Origin of the sequence: Segatella copri (assembly GCF_009494395.1) — a bacterium.
Taxonomy (GTDB): domain Bacteria; phylum Bacteroidota; class Bacteroidia; order Bacteroidales; family Bacteroidaceae; genus Prevotella.
In genome coordinates this window covers 95,318-114,430 of sequence record NZ_VZCB01000101.1, presented here as the reverse complement: position 1 = coordinate 114,430, position 19,113 = coordinate 95,318, and the positions used below count along the sequence as shown (strand labels likewise).

The following is a 19,113-nucleotide window of genomic DNA, read 5'->3' as shown; positions in this document are numbered from 1 at the left end:
AATACGACACATGGGATATTCTTGGTTTGGAGAACAAAAGACCTTTTCAACAATCGCAGACATTGAATCTTTACCATCCCTAATCAAGGGACTAAATGACTTCTTGTATACTCAATTTGGTGATGAAGTATTGACCTCTTTTGCAGAACTTGGCACTTCATATTCTGGACTATCTGGGAAGTCAGCACAAGATTTTGGTTCGGGTAAGCCTTTCATAACTTATTTGAATGTGTATTCAAACAATGTCATCAAAGAAAATGATTTCCAATATGTGGCAATCAAAGATGATGAGAAACAGAATGTTGTAAAATACGGCGATGTGTTATTCACGTTATCCTCGGAAACTCCAGAAGAAGTTGGTGTAGGGTCTGTGTATCTTGGTAAAGAGAAAGTGTATCTCAATAGTTTCTGTTTTGGAATTCACATCACAAATACGGAAGTTGCTTTTCCTCCGTATCTGTCTTACTACGTTTCTTTAACAGCATTCCGCAAATTTATTTATCCTTATGCACAAGGAAGTACGAGGTTCAACCTGTGTAAGGCTGATTTAGAGAAGGCAAGTATTAAACTACCAACCTTAGCTGATCAAAAACGAATATACTCTGTATTGGGGCATATAGACTGTAAAATAGAAACAGAAAGACAAATGCTTAACCTTTATAATTCTCAAAAGCAGTATCTGCTTCGCCAAATGTTCATATAAACATCTGGCGGAGCAAATATTTCTTCTGCATACTTAGGCTTGTTAGAATGTTCTTTTCCACCAATAATTTGCTATCTATTGCAGATAACGACTTAGCATATTGGAGTTGTTCTGTATATGATGGGCAAAAAAACTTGGCTTTGCCATAATCCTTGAAATATATGTGAGGTATAGCCATACCTGTCTTATAAGGTTCAAAGTTGAATACTTTCAGCAGATAGTAAAGGTATTGGAGTGAATAGCCTTCTTTTGCTTGTAATGTATTCAAAGTTCCTGTTGCAGAACATTTGCCTGTAACGTAGGAAACGGTTCCTACACCAGAACCATCTTTGATAATATAAACGGCTTCACCCTCTGTATTATAATTATCGAGGTAGCCAACGATGCCATTTGCTCCATAAACTGGATATGCACCATGTTCACAAACATCACTTTCTTGTAAGGTGGAAGAACTGCATTCTACGCACTCTGACAAACGTACATTAGTCTTGTTGCTGTGAACTATCTTCTGTGCAATTCCCTTGATTAAGGACTCTAACTTTTCAATCAGCTTGCTTTGGGTAGCAATACGCTCATCTATCAAAGAAAGTAAAGTGCTGATTTTCTGCTGCTCTTTGTTGGATGGGAACGATACAGTTAAGCCTTTTAGGCTTTCGCCATACAAATGAACAACCGACACACCTTGTGCAATCTTGGCTATATCATGCTTTCTTACGCCATTAAGCTGATAACTAAAGAATCTACCATCACCATCTTTCAATCTAATAATATTTAAGTCACCTCCAAGAAGTACGTCAGGAGATAATACACAACGAGCTGTTGAAATGTCAATAGCCGTTTCTCCAGAGGAAGGAATAATTATATCATTAGCACAACTACGTACAAGATTCTTATCTGAAATATCTGTTTTGCTTACAACATAATCTATCACTTCAGACTTATAGGTTGTATATAATTCACCGTACAATATACAAGGAGTCCCAGTAGCACTTCTTTGGTCTTTGGAAATACCACTTCCTTTAGTTAAGGTTGCAATATACCCCAACTTACACTTCTCCCATTCACCCTCAAATTCCGGGAATCTCAAATGGGGTACATTCAGTTTATTTTGTTCTTTATATGTTGCCATAATTATTTTAAATCCTTAATTGTTTGTTATACTTTCCTCTACTGGTATTTACTCTTCTTTTGGGTCGATGTCAAACGGAAGCAATGGTGTATCATCATCATTGCCATTATTGAATCGGTCGAAATCTGAGATATATGAACGGTCTTGAATAACCTTAAACTTCTCATACTCAGAATAAGCCTTATCTCTTGCTTCCTCTTGGGAAACCTTGCCTGCACTACTCTTTGGATCATAATCCATAGTTGCAAGGAATTGTTGTAAGCGTTGCTTCCAATCATCCATCGTTGTGATAATATGACGCCGTGCACGAGATTCGGCAAGGTCAAGAAAACTTGTTGTTATTGTATTGAGCTGAGACAGTTCATCTTCTGAAAGATAGTTCTTGGCGACAATCGTATCAGACTTTTGCACTCTGCCATTAGGTGCTTTTTTCCATGTGGTCAAGCCCATGTGTGGCATTTCTGCATCGGCACGTTCATAAACAATCTCTGCTGCCGTATGATTGGTAACAGCCAAGTGCATCATATTCTGTACCATCTTATAAAAGAGTTTAGTACTCTCAGCTTTTGCATCATAGTCAGCACTACACTCAGCGTAAATGTCAGTTATCTTTTGATAGTATCTACGCTCTGATGTGCGAATTTCACGAATGCGTTCCAGCAAATCATCAAAGTAATCCTTGCCAAAGTGCTTACCTTGTTTCAAACGCTCATCATCTAACACATATCCCTTGATAACAAACTCCTTCAATACAGAAGTTGCCCATATACGGAATTGGGTTGCTTGATAGCTGTTCACACGATAGCCCACAGCTATGATTACATCAAGATTGTAGAACAAAGGAGCACGCTCTACATCACGCTCACCTTCAAGTTGAACTTGTTGAATTTTTCTACAAGTTGCCTCTCTTTGCAATTCTCCAGACTCATAAATCTGAGAAATATGATAGGCTATAGTTGCCCTATCAACTCCAAACAAAGAAGCCATTCTTTTCTGTGACATCCAAAAGGTCTCACTGTTGAATATCACTTCAATACGAGTCTCACCTTGTGCAGTCTTATATAGTAAGATATTGGATTCCAACGAGTTCTGCACAATCTCTGTCGTAGATACAGACTGCGAGAAATATTCTCTTGCTTGCTTCACTAATGGCTTCCTTGAATCAGCGTTCTCAGCTATTATCATACAAGCCATTCGAGAAAGATGAAAGTTTTCGACCTTTCGGAAAGAACCACTACCAAGCTTGACCATTTCAACCACATGGTTGAAATGGTCGTCAATATTCATACCCTTTTCACCTGCAACACGAATTGCTTTGTCTATTACATTTTGGAATTTCCAATACCCCGAATATCCCATGGCATTGCAAAGGTCACGAGAGTTCCAATATTCTTTGCCGTTATCATCCACCTTCCGAATTTCATCGAATGTAGGACGCATATTTGGTACATTATTCTCTTCCATCGCACTTTATTTTCTGATGATAATTACTCAACCAGCCCCAATTCTTTCAGATATACATCAATCTGCTTGTCGAGGTCAGCACGCTTAGCCTCCAAATCCTTGATTTCCTTCATGACCGCATGAATGTCGATAGGCTCTTCTTCCTCAAACGTATCTACATAACGAGGAATGTTAAGGTTATAGTCATTGTCGGCAACCTCTTGTAAAGTTGCCAAATGACTATACTTCTCGATTTCCTTGCGCTCACGATAGGTATCAACTATCTTCTTAATGTGTTCTGGGCGAAGCTTATTTTGTGTCTTTATCTTTTCAAACTCCTTGCTGGCATCTATGAAGAGTATATTATCATCATCCTTGCGACACTTCTTTACCACAATAATACAAGTTGGGATACTTGTACCATAGAAAATGTTGGCAGGTAAACCGATGATGGCGTCAATATAGTTCTTCTTCTCAATGAGGAAACGGCGAATCTTACCTTCTGATGCACCACGGAAAAGAACACCATGAGGAGCAACACATGCCATCGTTCCACCTTCATTAAGATGATGGATCATGTGAAGTATGAATGCATAGTCAGCCTTAGACTTTGGAGCCAAGACTCCAGCCTTGCTAAATCTATCATCATTATTAAATTTCTCCGCTGCACTCCAGGCTGCAGAGAATGGCGGATTAGCTACCACCGCATCAAACTGTTCCTCAGGGAAAGCATCATCTTCAAGAGTATCTCCATTTTCTATGTCGAAGTCACTAAACTTAATTCCATGAAGCAACATATTCATTCGGGCAAGGTTGAATGTCGTAGGGTTCTTCTCTTGACCATAAATCAAATCAGCCTTACCATTGCGAGCAGTACGGAGAAGCAATGAACCTGAACCACAAGTTGGGTCATATACATTTTTCAAGCGTGTTTTGCCTGTAGTAACTATATCTGCAAGAATCTGACTAACTTCCTGTGGGGTGTAGAATTCTCCAGCCTTTTTGCCAGCTCCTGCGGCAAACTGACCTATCATATACTCATAGGCATCGCCGAGAATATCAATATCAGAAGCCTCGTTTAAGCCGAAGTCGATACCATCAAGAGCAATCAATACTTCACTAATCAAATTGTTCTTATCCTCTGCGGTCTTTCCCAATTTAGGAGAAGCGAGGTCTATATCAGAGAACAAACCTCCAAAATCCTCTTCACTATCGTGTCCAATGGTACTGTCCTCTATTTTCTTCAATGAACGCTCCAGCTGTGGAAGGATGTTCTCCTTGCGATTGATAGCCTCTATCACAGAAGAATACAGGTATTCTGGCTCGATAAAATAACCGAGTTCATTCATGCAAAACTTCTTCAACTCCTCCTTCAGTTCTTCCTCATTACTTGCCCAGGCTTCCTTAAAGTTACTTCCATCCTCTTCAAGTTCAGCATCAATACACATTTCTATCTTTTCAGACAAGTACTTATAAAAGATAAAGCCCAAAGTGAAATACATGAAATCACTGGCTGACATATTGCCACGCAAAGTATTGGCTACTGTCCAAAGTTGCGTACGCAGTTTTTGTTGTAATTCTTCACTCATATTTTTTTCTTTTTATTTTCTTTTTTATTCCCAACTGAATGTTTCGATAATTTTACGCAGTTTTAAAATCAATGACTCTTTAAGATGAATACGCTGCAAGAAACGCAGTCCCTTTTTCTCCTTGATAGCCTTCTGCAAAATTTCTGGCTTTTCCCGATGTAAATAATCATACTCCTGCACATATTTAATAAGTGCATCATGACTTACTCCCACTTCCGTAGCCAATGAAGTAACCGCATGGGCTCGTGCCTGAGTAACATAGGTTGTCAGACGACTCTCCAAATCCATCTTGCCATCAGCTTTCGACTTTACAAATCCAGCTTGGTCATTATCAACATTGTCACGGATGAAGTGGTCGATAAGTTTAGCCTTATTGCGCATAGCTGGGTCTTTTATCATCGTGTCGATGATATTCTGTCGTTTCATCTGATAATCATCGCTTGCAGGATTGAGGTCTTCTATCAATTCCAGTATATATGCTACATTAATAACATCACTATGCAACAACTCCAGACAGAAATCAATATCGTCGATATCTGCTGTTGGGTCTTCATGCGCCATTCCTTCATCTTCTTTGCCATTGTCATCGTTCTTGTCATCCTCATCATCTTGTATGAATCCCATCGTCATATCAAGATATTTAGAGCGGTAATCATTGTATTCCTGCTCTGTCATTACCAAAGAAGAATCATCGGCATTCCACTCTTCATACACCTGAATCTCAGAATGTTTTCTGATAATATCACGGAAAGCGAGGATAAAATTGCGCTTGTCATATTCACTCTGCAACTTGTCAACGGAAGCCATGTCCGGATAACGCGCTTTAAAATTCTGACATAACTCATCCAAATCTTTCTTTACATCAGCAAATGGTTTACGAAGTACGAATCCCAATGCCTCAGGAGCGTCAGTATTGCTGAACAACTTGATTGCTCTATCAACATTGTCCTTCAAATTACGGAAGCAGACAACTTTTCCGAATCGCTTTTTCTCATTGAGAACACGATTTGTACGACTGAAAGCCTGCAATAAACCATGATATTCAAGGTTCTTGTCAACATACAGCGTATTTAGTTTCTTGGCATCAAATCCAGTAAGGAACATACCGACAACAAGCAACAAATCCAACGGTTCCATGTCGGCTCGTTTCTTCTTCATACGAAGATTTATGTCGTCATAATATGCACTGAAATTGTCTGTTGTAAAAGCAGTTCCGTACATATTATTATAATCATCCATGATGGTTTGCAGCTTGTCACTCGTAACCGTGTCGTCAACAAAACCATTGTTCATGCCAGTGTTATCATCATCTTGGCTTTCGTTTGCAGCGTATGTGAACACAGCACCTATCCTTATCTTTGGGTGTAATGACTTGAAAATATCATAGTATTTCAATAGCATTGGCACTGATTGTACAGCAAACAAAGCATTGAAATCACCATCGTATGTTGATTTGTTGAAGTTGTTGAGGATGAATTGAGCAATTTCCTTCATTCGCTGTTCTTCCATCAAGTCAACATCACCATGACCTTGATAATATTCCACAAGGAATCCAAGCACGTTTTCATCGGCAATGGCATCCTTTATCAGATACCTGTGGAGACATTCTCCAAAAACCTCTGCAGTGGTATGTTCTCCTTTGGCATTTTCTGAAAATATCGGTGTACCAGTAAAGCCAAATATCTGTAAGTTTTTGAAGAAGCCTACTATATTTTTATGACAATCACCAAAATGACTGCGGTGACATTCATCGAATATCATCACTACCTTCTGGTTCTTGACATCTTGCAAATGCTTGTTGTAAGCATCACGAGTGACTGCGCAGTTTAACTTTTGGATTGTGGTGATAATTATCTTTGACTTTCCACTCAATCGCTTTATTAGCTCATAGGTGTTATCTGTACCATCTACTGCCCCAGGTTCAAAAGCCTCATACTCTGATTGAGTTTGGGTATCAAGGTCGTGACGGTCAACGACAAACATCACTTTATCGATGCCATCTATCTCTGAAACGAGCTGGGCAGTCTTAAATGATGTCAAAGTCTTACCTGCACCAGTCGTATGCCATATATAACCATTCTTGTTAGAGTTCTGCACCCTATCAAGAATCTTCTCTACTGCATAATACTGATAAGGGCGCAACACCATCAAGCATTTGTCTCCTTCATGTAGAACAATATACTTGCTTATCATCTTGCCCAAAGTACACTTGTCGAAGAAGAACAATGCAAACTTGGAGAGGTCATTAAACGGCACATTCTCAGCATCTGTCCAATTGAAAGTGAACTTGTAGCCACTGTTAGGATTGTTGGCAAAATAACGAGTGTTCACACCATTTGAAATCACAAACAACTGTATGTAGTCAAACAAACCATGAAACGAAGTCTTGTGGTATCGCTGTATCTGATTGTAAGCTTGCTTTAACTCCACGCCACGTTTCTTTAGCTCTATTTGAACCAAAGGCAAACCATTGATAAGTATTGTGACATCATATCGACACTTCTTTCTACCTTCCACTGTAATCTGGTTAGAAACCTGGAACTCATTCTGACACCACTGCTGGCGATTGAGAAATTCAACCCAAACACGTTCGCCTGTTTCCAATTCTAATGGAAACAGGTCTCTCAGTTTCTTGGCTTTCTCAAAACGAGTACCGCCCTCTAAGTGAATTTTTATCTTTTCAAATTCACTATCCGTAAAACTTGTGCGTCCATGACGGGCAAGTTCTTTCTTATTATGCTTTTCGAGTTGAGTCTTGAAGTTCTGGTCAAGATTTGTTTCTTCTTCAATCTTGACATATTCATAACTCATATCTTGAAGTGTCTTTATCAGTCCCTGTTCCAGGGCTGCTTCACTTTGTGTCACCATATCCGTTTCGTTTACTATTGTCGTTATAATACAATATTTAATAGCAAAAATACAAAAAAAAGCCGAAAATCATCCCTAATCATTTACATTAAGGATGATTTTTAAAGTTATTTATGCAAAAAGAAATGAATATGTCAGAATATATTGATTTTTCCAGTTTTTGCCGATTTAATCACTTACTATAAGTCTTTCATGCATACATTTAATAAAACATCAGATTATCGGTTGGCATAATGGTAGCTTTGTTATAGCTTTATCTTTATTTTTTCTAAATTAGGACATAGCCATGCATAAACTATGGCGTTTATGCAGCATTGTCACTTTAAAACATTATCTTTGCGTCAATTAACATTATACTATATTGAGATGAGAAAAGAAGTTGTCTTGGCTACATTCTATAATGACGGTGAGAGTATCTTTAAAGATGTGACAGATAATTATAAGAAGACTTATCCTCACATTAAAAAGGTCGAGCTACAAGCCATTTGCGCAATAGAGGAATTGGAGCCGGACAAATAATTGATAGAAGTAAGGATTACATTTATATCTGAATAAATTGCAACATGAAGATACATGAAGTGGTGCGATTAAAATTATCGAAAAAAGCAACTGTGGAATAATATTTTTTAAGATAATAGTTTGCTCTAATCCAATATAAATCTGTATCTTTGCAACCAGATAAGCGTTCTGTAACACAAGAAACGGAAGAGGCTGAGAAACAATGCATTGCATTTGTTTCCAGAATCTTACAAAAAAGGCTAAAAAGAAGCGGTACAACTTCATCGCTAACAGGCTGAGAATAAGCATATTACATTTGTTGTTCATTTTCTCTGCACTTGTAAAAAGGGTAGTTGTACCGTTTAAAAGATAAAAGCTTAACTATCAGCAACATCCACATGTTGCATCGGAAAATAATTTTGCTGTTTTTTAATATATAGCAAATATCAAGAAATGGATTATTATGTTAAGAGATAAACTTGTTGAGATTGCCTTGCAATGGCAATCAAAATATGGTGTTGCGCCACAGATAACTCCAGTTATATCTGAATATGATGCTGCGATGTTTGTTGGAATGTCAGAAAGTGATTATTCTGATTACATGCAGGATAAAACAGCAGTAAGTAAGGGTGCTGATTTTGTTTTTAATCATCAAAGATACCAGATAAAAGCTAATAGACCAAGTGGCAAGCCCGGAAGTAAAGTCACAAAGGTTCCTAAAGCAACGAATTATCTTTGGGACAAACTCATTTGGATTCTATATGACCAACATTATGTAATGCAAGAAGCTTGGGAATGGGATGTTGAGAACTATAAATTAGAATTTGATGACAAAAGTAGAATTTCTCTCAATGATTATAGAAAAGGGAAATGCCTATTCACAAAGATAGAAGACAAAGTTCAAAAAGCCACCACAGGAAACATATAGATTTACATAGAGAGGATGCATTTTATATCTAATGCATCCTCTCTATTTTATTTATACGATTTAACCAAATCGTATTTTACATGCTCATACAACATATTTTCTTCCTCCACAATAATATCATACGAAGTAATATTGGGAGATTCAAATGTACCATAAGCATCTACAACTAAGATAATACCATCCTTCAACGTATCATCCCATTGGAATGTAACTAAGTCACCAACCTTGAATAGCACATGAGGGAACGTATTTCCATTCTTTTCCTTGAGTGCCATATTCTCAGAATTTAAATTCCTTTCTTCAATTGTAATTAGAAAAACAAATAGTGAACGCATGCGTTCACTATTACCTTTATTTTACAACTCCAGTTTCCATCTCATTCTCCAAATAAGAGAAAACATACACTGCTCCTTCGTAATACAAGCCACAGGCAGGATTACACAAGCGCTTGTAGGTTTCTGAAGAATACAGCTCATCCAGAGCTTTCTTCATATCCCATCCATACTTCTGCATCAGCATCTCAACCAATTCTGTAGAGAGGCATTCTATCTGAAACTGAATATCTTCATTCATAATCAAATCTTCTTTAAGTAACTAACAGCTTTTTCTGTACCAAAGAAATACTGAACAGCAGGCTTTTTAAAACGCAGTTCTTCAATCATTCTGTCAATACTGATATAGCCTTGGATAAAGCGACGCATTTGGAGACCAACCGTATCGTCTGCAATCGGACCGATAACTATATCGTAAGGATGAGCAGGCGTAGAAGTCATATTCCTTCTATTCATCAAAATGAATTCTGCCCATTCTACAGAATAATCTTCAAAGACTTTTACAGCTAAAGCCGCAGAATCTTCCATAAGTAAGCTGTCATCAAACAGGTAAGTATTAACTACCGGTGTTCCCTCCTGCAGTCTTTGAGTAGTACGAACTGCCATTTCCATAGCTTGCGATTCTATTGGATTCAGATAAAAGCCACACCCAAAATCCTTGCCTTTTCGTGAAAGACATAAATCTATTTTATCTATCACGACATTGCTACCATGATATAATTTTAGCATCCTAATCGTCCTCCATTCTTTTGACATAATATGGCAATATCCTCCACAGCATCCTCTATAGAAAGAGTATGCTCAGCCGCATAGCAATCAACAAGGAAGTCTATTCCTTTAAATCTGCGCAAATAGGCGTACGAATCTGCCGAAGAAAGCTTAAAACGATTCGCAAAAGCACCTACGCAGCAGTTCACATATTCAATTATATTATGAGTCAAATCCATATTATCAGCTTTTAAAATTTTTATTTGCAAATATAATGAAATATTTCGAAATCACCAACTTTTTCCGGCGTTTTCTTTTATAAAAAGAAAAAATATCACATCAGAAAGTAATAGAAACGAAAATAGGGAACGCATGCGTTCCCTATCTGTTAGCCAAATTCCTCCTTCACATCGAAGCAAGGGCAATCCTTGGCGGCGAACTCATTGTGGCCATGAACTGTCGCCTCGGGATATTCCTCCTTCAGCTGTTCTATGAGCGCTTTCAGCGACGCCTTCTGCTCGGAGGTTCGGGTATCCTTCGGTTTGCCATCCTTGGAAAGCCCGCCGATGTAGCATACTCCGATGCTCACGGTGTTGTGGCCCTTGCAGTGGGCGCCAACTTCCTCCACTGATCTGCCCACGTGGATGCTGCCGTCACGATAAATCACGAAATGATAACCGATGCAGAAAAAGCCACGCTCACGGTGCCAGCGGTCGATGTCGGCTACGGTGTAGTTGCGACCTTCCTTGGTCGCACTGCAATGAATGATGATTTCCTTAATCTTACGCATGATAATCTTGATTTTTAAGAATCGACTGGAATTTTAGAAATACCTTATTGAGGGTATCTTCTGGAAAATAAGCAAATACTTCAGTGGAATTTCGTCAACGCCCCAATCTCTGATATACAGATTAATATGGCAAGGGTGGCGGCGGTTCATCATGAGCTTCATGTACTTCTCCAATAGCCTGCAAAAAGAAGCGTAGCATTCTGCCGTTTGAGTTACGATTCCCGTATAACGGGACTTGCCCAGAATGATACTCTTATATCGCAAGCGAAACGGACCATTGCCTGGCACGAAGCGAGGTCGGTGACCTGGAGACCGAGGCACAGTAGCTAATCTGAACTGAATAACCGGCTTGATGACGATTTCATATTTCCCTCTTTCATAATTCTTTTTCTTCTTTTTCTCCACCTCCTTCATTTGTCTTACAGGAATGAGAGAAATCTTGTAACGGCCTGCTGGCAGACAATGGCCAGGGCGCTCTAAGGTGTCGCAGAAAATCTTGCCACCTATCAACATTGTGCCATCCACACTCCATGGAGTGAAGCGGCGACGGAATATATTGATGTTCATGATAATTTATAATTAATAATGGGTTTAAGGGGTGGCCATTAAGGATTAGGTTGAATTGAAAAACCTTAATGACCCTTAATGACCTTGACCCTTAATGACACCGATTAGACGGTAGATGATGCTTTCTGATAGCGTTTGTCAGGCAAAACGCTTATCAATCCCTGACGCTTCCAGTTCTTCAGCATTTGTTTTACCGATTCACGTGTAGAACTGGCACCCTTTACGGCTACACTCTGTTGCTCGGCCTGTTCAAAGGTGAAAGTAACGTCCAGTCGCTCGAAAATAGAGTCATTTCTTCCACGTCGTGAACGGTCGTATAGCGACTGACCGCAATAACTCTTGGATGAGAATGCATCCTCTATGCGACTACGGAAGAAGTAGAGCGCATTGTCCAACTGATAATCTGCCAGGATGTTGAAGGCTGCAAGCATGGTTGGTGTCTGCATCTTTACTATCAACTCCTTCCATAACAGCGGGTTCTGCTTCAACAGCTTCTCTGCGCCCTGAAACCCATGCTTCTGAATCAGCGATTCTACCACCTTGCAGAGCATGATGCAAGTCATCATTCGCATTGTGGTAGGACAGATTCGGAAACGCTGACGGGCTTTCACCTTGTCATCATTCTTCATGGTCTCCAATCGTATCTGCTCCAGCCACTCCCTGCCCTTTGTCTCCAGTTTTGGAAGCGTTACTTCGCCCTCTATCAAAGGCAGCAGGTGGGCAATCTGCCGGATGTGTTCACGCTGCGATTCGGTAAGAACAAAGAGATTATCCGTAAGCGGAGTGAAGGTATTGTCGGGTGTGCGAGCCACTACGATTCGGCTTTGAAAACCATCCGTATAGTTGTTCACCACTCTATAAAGTGCATCGGGCGTTCCACACATCACAACGTTCCATAACAGCCTGTCTATGTGAACATTCACAGCATCTGCACTTCTTGCCTCACGTTCGTAGCTCGTACCATCATACGCTTGTCTTAACATCACGGAAAAGTCGCTCATCGCCGATTTCCACTTCTGCGCCACGGTGTCAGCTTCCGGGGTGAATGAGAAGGCGTGCTTGCCCTCGGTGTTAGCCAATCGCTCGGCAAGATTCGCCACGGTGTTGTTCAGCGTCAGGCATCTTACGGGCAGTTTCGGCTCTTCGGGCTGCTCCTTCTTGTTCTTAGCCGCACGCTTCTTGGCTCTCCATTCGTCCTCCTTCTGCTGGTACATTTTGTCCATTTCCTTCACTTCCGAAGTCCATGCGTCAATCACCGGGTCGATGCTTCCCTTGCCTGAGGCAAAATCACCGGCAATGTAGGAGATGAGGTTCAGAGAGTTCATCTTGCCATGAACGGCCACCTTGACGCCCGTAGCCAGCATTCCGATTGCCGGACAGATGGCGGTAATCACGGGCAGGGCTAGAGCCGAACCTACTGCATTTACCGAGTCACGCACCCCCTGCGGCAATTTTGGTAAAGCGTTAAAATAGAACTGTTCGTCCTGTGCATTCGCCTCGTCCAGCGCATTCACCAGCGCATCGCTGCCTTCGGAACTTCCGCCCTTTGCCGCACCCAGCTTCAGCTTTTCCTGTCGGATGGCGGCAAGCACATCTTTCAGTCGCTTAGGCATTTGGGTGATTTTCTCGTTCAGCGCCGAGTTGATGCAAGCCATCTTCTCCTTCTCGGGAAAACCATCGTAGCAGGGAATCACCTGAGCCAGCAGATTGCGGTCGAAGCCACAGATGTGGCGCAAGTTCACAGCCAGCTCAAAGGTCAGCGTATTGCGGTTGGAGCGCATCGGTTCCTGAGCGTCATTATACATCTGCCACCACTTCTGGATGATTTCGGAATATGGGATTCCGAGGTAATCATTGCTGGAGGATGAAGAGGGGGATGGTGATGAAGGAGAGGAGGAGGAAGCAGAGGAGGATGATGGAGATGGAGAAGCAGAAGCAGGCTGAGCCTGATTCTTAGAAGAATTCTGAGGATTCTGATTCGCTTGAACCTTCAGATCGTTCTGATTAGCTTGATTCATCAGAGAATTCTGAGTCTTCTCCTCCACTTCTTCCAACCATGGTTTGTAATGCTTATTCGCCTTATGCGCCTCTGGAGGCAGTTCCTCCTGTCCATACTTCTCACGCTCTTCTAGAACCTTCCCTTCAGCTGCCACGGCAGCCTCATCATATTCATCCTTGAAGAGTCGTGGCGAAAGGAATCGCAAATCTTCGTCATCCGATGTAGTAGTGAAATAAACCCGGTTAATGTCGTGAGCCGAAGTATCCATTTCGCACTTGAGCATCGTAGCAATCCTCACCTGATTCTCCAGAACCGTCTTGCCCTTTTCGCGTTCAAACACCGCATGTCCGCCTTGTCGTGCGCTGCGTTCCAGCATCAGCAGTCCGTACTTGTCCGGTTCTTTCAGCAGCAGCTTGGCAGCCTTGGCAAAAGCCTCCGGCTCATCCATATCAAACCCGAAAGCACCGCTTGGCAGTTTCATTCCCTTCACCACCCCTTGCGGATAATGTCCGGAATAATTAAACTGCACCAGTCTACGTTTCGCAGCATCGTTTCCGGCTCGAGCCAGACGAAGATTCGCCTTCTGCTCGTTGCTTCCACGCAGCTGCTTATACTCCTCTTCCGAGGTGATGGAGCGGGCAACCTTGTGCCCGTTCTCCACCTTAATTAAATAACAACTCATCTATCTGTTTCTACTTATCGTTTTAAGTTGAATACAAAAATTCTAATGTTTCAGTTGGTAATCCAATACCGCCTCAGCCCCTTCTTCTGCCTCAACAGCCAGCGTTCGGGCGATGTTGATTCCCTCATGGCAAAACACCTTCAAGGTAAGCTGAACAGCACCGTCCTTGGTCTTGCTCACACGACCGTGCGCCAGTTTCTTAATCAGTTCCGACTGAGTTCTGAGGCGGTGCTGAACCACGAAATCAAATGTTCCGTCAGGCATTTGCTGAGCCACGCCCATCGAACGGAATCGAGGAACCTTATTCACCCCCGATTCCTGAGGACTGAAAAGGAAATACTGCTTAGCATCATAGTAAGCCATTCCACCCAACTGCACATGCTGGCAGTCATTATTATTCACCTGCTGGTTCTGAACATTATTCTGAGCATTGTTCTGAACCTTGTTTACTTTCTTAACCATAATCTGAATTGAATTTTAGGAGAAGAAACATCCGGATTGTTGCGCGCTTTACCATGGAAAATCCTCCTCTGTTTCAACTCAGTTTTACTTTTTACCCTTTTACCTTTTCAATGTCCGTAACGAGGATATCCTGGTAAACCTGCCCATTGTACTCACGAGTCGTGAATCGGAGCGTAACCGCCACCAATGTTCCCGGAGCAAACTTGCACTGGGCAATGTTGCCGAGCATTGCCGCAGCATACTGGTTCTCGTACTTGCCGCCCATCTCCTGGAGGATGATGTTGCATTTCATCATCTGGCCGTTCTCACTCTTCTGACTCTGTACAGCGAAAGTCTCGCCCTGCTGCACCACTCTCATAATCTGAGTATACATATTATATAATGTACGAAGAGGTTTTCAAGAGCACCAAACCATTTCAGCGTTGTCTTGTTTCTTCGACGCTGCAAAAGTACTGCGAAAACAAAGGCAAAACAATCCCTTTACCACACCTTCCCCGAAAAACCCGTGATTTTGGGAAAAATCGAGGGAATCTTGGGAAAAATCCCCCACAACCAACATTTTAACACTCCAAATATTTATAATTAGAAAAAAATGCTTATTTTTGCACTACAATTCAGTTAAACGTTTTAAAAGGAAATGGATATGAAACGGATAGAAGAACGATATATTAGCTTGCTTACCGATTTCGGTTTTAAGCGTATCTTTGGAACAAAGCCTAACAAGGATTTGCTCATCAATTTCTTGAATTCACTGTTTGATGGTTTTCAGGTCATCAAGGATGTGAAGTACTTGAATAGTGAGCACGTTGGTGATGTTTTTGCCGAGCGCAAGGCCATCTTTGATGTATATTGCGAAAATGAGCGTGGTGAAAAGTTCATCGTTGAGATGCAGAATGCTTATCAGAAGTACTTCAAGGATCGTTCTTTGTTCTATTCTACTTTTCCTATCCGTGAACAGGCTCCAAAGGGGGCTGAATGGAACTTCAAGCTTGAACATGTTTACACTGTTGCTCTGCTGAATTTCGACTTGGAAGAAGAGGCATTTGACAAAAATGATATCAACCATGATGTGGGCTTGCTTGACAAGAAGACTCTTAAGGTTTTTAATGACAAACTTTCTTTCAAATATGTTGAGATAGCGAAGTTCAACAAGACAGAGGAGGAGCTTGACACGCTTTATGATAAGTGGTTATATGTGTTAAAAAACCTTTCCCGATTGGATGAGCGTCCTGCTGCCTTGAAAGAGAAAGTGTTTACTAAACTCTTTGAGGAGGCCGAGATTGCGAAGTTCACCCCAAAAGAGTTGAAAGAATATGAGGATAGTTTGAAGGCGTATCGTGATGTCAAGAACTCTATAGATACGGCTTTGGAAAAGGGGCGTGAGGAAGGTAAAAACTCGAAGGCTATCCAAATAGCAAAAAGGATGTTGGATGCTGGCATGGATATAGAAACAGTTATGCAAATAACAGATTTGTCAAAAAGTAAGATTGAGAAACTAAAATAATAAATCTCTATTCATACTTGAATTGATAAACTGAGTCCGAAATGCTTATTTTGCATTCATTATAGCTTTCGCTTCCTGTTGATGCTATCATACAACTAACAAGCACGACGTATAGGGAAACTCTCCCAATCATCACACTTGGAGTTGTGAAACGAGAATAATAATTATTAAGGTGAATAATAATGTCAATGGAATACGGAATCGTGTATTTACTAACAAACCCCGTAATGCCTGGTCTCGTTAAGATCGGAATGACGGCACAGGAAGATATTGATAAGAGAATGAAGGAACTCTATACTACGGGCGTTCCCGTACCATTTGAATGTCAATATGCCTGCAAGGTTGATAAGAATGATTGTCTAAAAATTGAGAAAGCCCTTCATAAGGCTTTCGAGCCAAACCGTGTCAACGCCACTCGTGAATTCTTCCGTATAAAGGTTGTTCAAGCCCAAGCTATCCTTGAATTATTCAACCAAGAGGATATTACCGAAAGCGTGGTTGACGAAATGGAGAATGATTTATCAGAAGAGGATAAGGCTGCGTCCTTAAAGGCTACATCGAAACGCCCATCATTGAATTTTACAGAGATGGGACTGAACATTGGTGACGTGTTGACTTGGAAGGATGACCCAAAAATTAAAGTAGTTATCATTTCCGACCGAAAGATAAAATATAAGGATGAAGAAACCTCTTTAAGCGCTTTGTCAGCTCAACTAAAAGGTTATAAGTCTAAACATATTGCTCCATGTTCGCATTGGCTATATGAGGATAAGTTATTGAGCGATATTTATGACGAAACTTATCCGTTTGATGAATAACAACAACTTTTATGTTCATGGATAGTGTTAGAGACTTATCCAAAGAAAAAGACATCATCCGAATAATCGGAAGAATGCCCGATCGTGTTTTGGATAAGGAGGCTGCTGCTGAAGGTACAGATATTCTAGATAGAATTTATGAGGTCCACATAGGCACGCAAGACAACTTGATTGAAATGTTGCAGAAAGCTGGCTATAAGGTTACTGAAAGTGATTCTTATACAGCTGTAATCATTGGTGAAAGAGTCTCCGAGAATACGCTCAAATCTTTGCCGGAAGGATGTAAGAAAATTGACGTATTTTCTATAGCTTCATGGCTGGTTGAAAACAAGATAGCAAACAAGAAATATACTTTTCACAAGGAACTTCCATCTATAGAAAACGTTGAAAAGAAAGAGGTTAATGGAGGAACGAAGGCATTAGCTATAATAGCAGTAATAGTAGTACTCGTTATTGTTATTTTCTTATGCCCAGTATTATTATTTGTACTTATCTTTGTTCCAGGCGCATTAAAGGTATTTATTCGCTCATTCCATTAATGAGGATAATTGTAAAATTTTGTAGGAGGTGCGACTGCCGCCGCACCTCCTACAAAACTACTTTACTATTATCTTTTTGGTTTCTTTCACTTTGTCTTTCTGCAATCGGCTGACACAATACATCCCTGCTGATGCATTGGTTTTTATCTGAGCAGAGGTTTGACCGGCTGGTACATGAAATGAACCCATTGCTGCACCAGAAGCAGAAACTACAACAATATCAGACCCCTTCTCATTCGCATCATTGAATGTCACATTTATAGTAGAAGAACTTTTTGCAACTGTTGGTGAAATTCTCATGGAAGATGGGGCAATCTTCACTTTTTGAATCTTATTAGCAATTCCCTTATCTATCTTATAAAAGATAGTAGAGCTCGTATTGTTGTAATATCCATCGAAAGCCAAATAGACATTATCGCCAATAGTTATAACAAATGCTGGGTTAAAATATAAACTTCCTTCAAAACCACTATCAAAAGTAATATCAGAGATGATAGTGCCATCTTCTGACAGAATCTGAAAACCTGCCAAGGCAATCTCTTTCTCTTCTGAAATTACTTTTGAATTAGTCGTTATTATTTCTTCTTTTTCATATACGCCTCCTATAGAACCATTGCTATCTGCTATATTACTAATCTTTGATAATTTGTATTTTGGCATAATGTATTCATACGAGGGATCGTTATTGAATAAAGTCTGACTTACTTCAAAGTAGTTAGTTGTTTTACCATCACCATTGTTCAGGTTAATGTTAAGCAGGCGAATACGTTTCTGGTCTTCAGTGGCATCAACAACCCTTGTTCCGGCATTTTTCCAGTCAGAATATTGGACAGTATATGATATTCTATATCCTATGATATTTTTTCCATTATCTATAAAATACAATTTAGGATACTTCAGACCAAAATAGCTATAATTATAATACATTTGCTCATTAGTCGTATATCCACATCTGCTATAATCCACTTTGATTTTTTTTGTGCCATCACCCAAAACTTCAGTTATAAAGCATGATTCATCGAATGTAGGGTCGGCAGTCATCTCACGTTCCAAGAATTCTTCGTAAGAATCAAATCGACAATACTCACTTTTCCCTACCTCATTGACTGCCACCACTTCTCTAACTTGATCCTGATAAGTTAGTTGGTAGTTGAAAGGCAAAGATTCCTTCATGGTAATTCTTTTAGCTACTTCCAGATTATCATCATAAATCTGTATCGTATTAATATCATTACCATCGTACATCATTAGATAAGGTTTCCCATCGTAAGAAAATTCCTTTGGGGTAGAGAGTGCAGCGTCTCTTGTGTACCCAAAATCAAAACGGTCAGTTATTGTTTGACCATAAGACGGCATTGCCATAGTTGCTACTAAAAGCGATGCGAAAATAGTTTTTATATTCATATTTTTGTTGTTTATAGTTGCTGTAATCAGCAGCATATTTATTTAATCGTTTTGCCATTTCAGCAATTACACTCATAAAATGCTTAAACTGAACGGGCACGACAAAGGTACAAAAAAGGGAAGAAAAACACACTTTTCTAAAAGAAAAAA

19 protein-coding genes are annotated in these 19,113 nt (G+C 40.3%); 5 read left to right on the top strand and 14 right to left on the bottom strand.

What is annotated here, in order from left to right:
• Nucleotides 1-10 precede the first annotated feature (10 nt).
• Nucleotides 11-703, top strand: coding sequence for a restriction endonuclease subunit S (locus F7D73_RS15210; RefSeq protein WP_153126073.1), 693 nt, complete (start codon nucleotides 11-13; stop codon nucleotides 701-703).
• Here F7D73_RS15210 and F7D73_RS15205 read toward each other — a convergent pair.
• Genes F7D73_RS15205 through F7D73_RS15190 form a run of 4 tightly spaced genes read right to left on the bottom strand, consistent with a single transcriptional unit; the run spans nucleotide 696 to nucleotide 7,732 of the window.
• Nucleotides 696-1,832 (bottom strand): restriction endonuclease subunit S, encoded by a 1,137-nt coding sequence (locus F7D73_RS15205; protein WP_153126071.1) that lies wholly within the window; start codon nucleotides 1,830-1,832, stop codon nucleotides 696-698. The genes F7D73_RS15210 and F7D73_RS15205 overlap by 8 nt on opposite strands.
• A 48-nt stretch (nucleotides 1,833-1,880) precedes the next feature.
• Nucleotides 1,881-3,296 carry a RhuM family protein gene (gene rhuM, locus F7D73_RS15200; protein WP_194256940.1) on the bottom strand — a complete coding sequence of 472 codons (1,416 nt, stop codon included), beginning with the start codon at nucleotides 3,294-3,296 and terminating at the stop codon, nucleotides 1,881-1,883.
• Nucleotides 3,297-3,319: 23 nt separating this feature from the next.
• Nucleotides 3,320-4,864, bottom strand: a complete 1,545-nt coding sequence (locus F7D73_RS15195) for a type I restriction-modification system subunit M (RefSeq protein ID WP_153126068.1) — start codon at nucleotides 4,862-4,864, stop codon at nucleotides 3,320-3,322.
• A 24-nt stretch (nucleotides 4,865-4,888) separates the two neighbouring features.
• Nucleotides 4,889-7,732 carry a type I restriction endonuclease subunit R gene (locus F7D73_RS15190; protein WP_153126066.1) on the bottom strand — a complete coding sequence of 948 codons (2,844 nt, stop codon included), beginning with the start codon at nucleotides 7,730-7,732 and terminating at the stop codon, nucleotides 4,889-4,891.
• A 961-nt stretch (nucleotides 7,733-8,693) separates the two neighbouring features.
• Here F7D73_RS15190 and F7D73_RS15185 point away from each other — a divergent pair.
• Nucleotides 8,694-9,158, top strand: a complete 465-nt coding sequence (locus tag F7D73_RS15185) for a hypothetical protein (protein ID WP_153126064.1) — start codon at nucleotides 8,694-8,696, stop codon at nucleotides 9,156-9,158.
• A gap of 47 nt (nucleotides 9,159-9,205) precedes the next feature.
• On the opposite strand, the gene F7D73_RS15180 is transcribed toward F7D73_RS15185, so the two are convergent.
• The 9 genes from F7D73_RS15180 to F7D73_RS15140 form a co-directional block, all read right to left on the bottom strand.
• A complete protein-coding gene (locus F7D73_RS15180; protein ID WP_153126062.1) occupies nucleotides 9,206-9,433 on the bottom strand; it encodes an ABC transporter in 228 nt (75 codons plus the stop codon).
• A gap of 76 nt (nucleotides 9,434-9,509) precedes the next feature.
• The gene (locus F7D73_RS15175; RefSeq protein ID WP_005847932.1) at nucleotides 9,510-9,731 is read right to left on the bottom strand and encodes a hypothetical protein; all 222 of its coding nucleotides are present in this window, start codon (nucleotides 9,729-9,731) and stop codon (nucleotides 9,510-9,512) included.
• A gap of 2 nt (nucleotides 9,732-9,733) precedes the next feature.
• Nucleotides 9,734-10,219, bottom strand: a complete 486-nt coding sequence (locus tag F7D73_RS15170) for a DUF3990 domain-containing protein (RefSeq protein ID WP_153126061.1) — start codon at nucleotides 10,217-10,219, stop codon at nucleotides 9,734-9,736.
• Nucleotides 10,213-10,437, bottom strand: a complete 225-nt coding sequence (locus F7D73_RS15165; protein WP_153126059.1) for a DUF3791 domain-containing protein — start codon at nucleotides 10,435-10,437, stop codon at nucleotides 10,213-10,215. Before F7D73_RS15165 ends, F7D73_RS15170 begins: the two co-directional genes overlap by 7 nt.
• A 149-nt stretch (nucleotides 10,438-10,586) precedes the next feature.
• Nucleotides 10,587-10,988, bottom strand: coding sequence for an N-acetylmuramoyl-L-alanine amidase (locus tag F7D73_RS15160; RefSeq protein ID WP_153126057.1), 402 nt, complete (start codon nucleotides 10,986-10,988; stop codon nucleotides 10,587-10,589).
• Between the two features lie 33 nt (nucleotides 10,989-11,021).
• Nucleotides 11,022-11,555, bottom strand: a complete 534-nt coding sequence (locus F7D73_RS15155) for a DUF5675 family protein (protein ID WP_153126055.1) — start codon at nucleotides 11,553-11,555, stop codon at nucleotides 11,022-11,024.
• A gap of 104 nt (nucleotides 11,556-11,659) precedes the next feature.
• Nucleotides 11,660-14,236, bottom strand: a complete 2,577-nt coding sequence (locus tag F7D73_RS15150) for a DUF3987 domain-containing protein (RefSeq protein WP_153126053.1) — start codon at nucleotides 14,234-14,236, stop codon at nucleotides 11,660-11,662.
• A gap of 42 nt (nucleotides 14,237-14,278) precedes the next feature.
• Nucleotides 14,279-14,698, bottom strand: coding sequence for a hypothetical protein (locus F7D73_RS15145; RefSeq protein WP_153126052.1), 420 nt, complete (start codon nucleotides 14,696-14,698; stop codon nucleotides 14,279-14,281).
• 91 nt (nucleotides 14,699-14,789) lie between these two features.
• Nucleotides 14,790-15,071: a DUF3127 domain-containing protein gene (locus F7D73_RS15140; RefSeq protein WP_153126050.1), complete on the bottom strand. Its 282-nt coding sequence runs from the start codon at nucleotides 15,069-15,071 to the stop codon at nucleotides 14,790-14,792.
• Between the two features lie 264 nt (nucleotides 15,072-15,335).
• Here F7D73_RS15140 and F7D73_RS15135 point away from each other — a divergent pair, with 264 nt between their 5' ends.
• The 3 genes from F7D73_RS15135 to F7D73_RS15125 all read left to right on the top strand — a co-directional run bounded on the left by F7D73_RS15135 (nucleotide 15,336) and on the right by F7D73_RS15125 (nucleotide 17,559).
• Nucleotides 15,336-16,202, top strand: coding sequence for an Rpn family recombination-promoting nuclease/putative transposase (locus tag F7D73_RS15135; RefSeq protein WP_153126047.1), 867 nt, complete (start codon nucleotides 15,336-15,338; stop codon nucleotides 16,200-16,202).
• A gap of 188 nt (nucleotides 16,203-16,390) precedes the next feature.
• Nucleotides 16,391-17,020, top strand: a complete 630-nt coding sequence (locus F7D73_RS15130) for a GIY-YIG nuclease family protein (protein ID WP_153126045.1) — start codon at nucleotides 16,391-16,393, stop codon at nucleotides 17,018-17,020.
• A 17-nt stretch (nucleotides 17,021-17,037) separates the two neighbouring features.
• Entirely contained in the window at nucleotides 17,038-17,559 is a 522-nt protein-coding gene (locus F7D73_RS15125; protein ID WP_153126043.1) for a hypothetical protein, read from the top strand.
• A 57-nt stretch (nucleotides 17,560-17,616) separates the two neighbouring features.
• On the opposite strand, the gene F7D73_RS15120 is transcribed toward F7D73_RS15125, so the two are convergent.
• Nucleotides 17,617-18,999 carry a hypothetical protein gene (locus F7D73_RS15120; protein ID WP_153126041.1) on the bottom strand — a complete coding sequence of 461 codons (1,383 nt, stop codon included), beginning with the start codon at nucleotides 18,997-18,999 and terminating at the stop codon, nucleotides 17,617-17,619.
• Nucleotides 19,000-19,113: the final 114 nt, after the last annotated feature.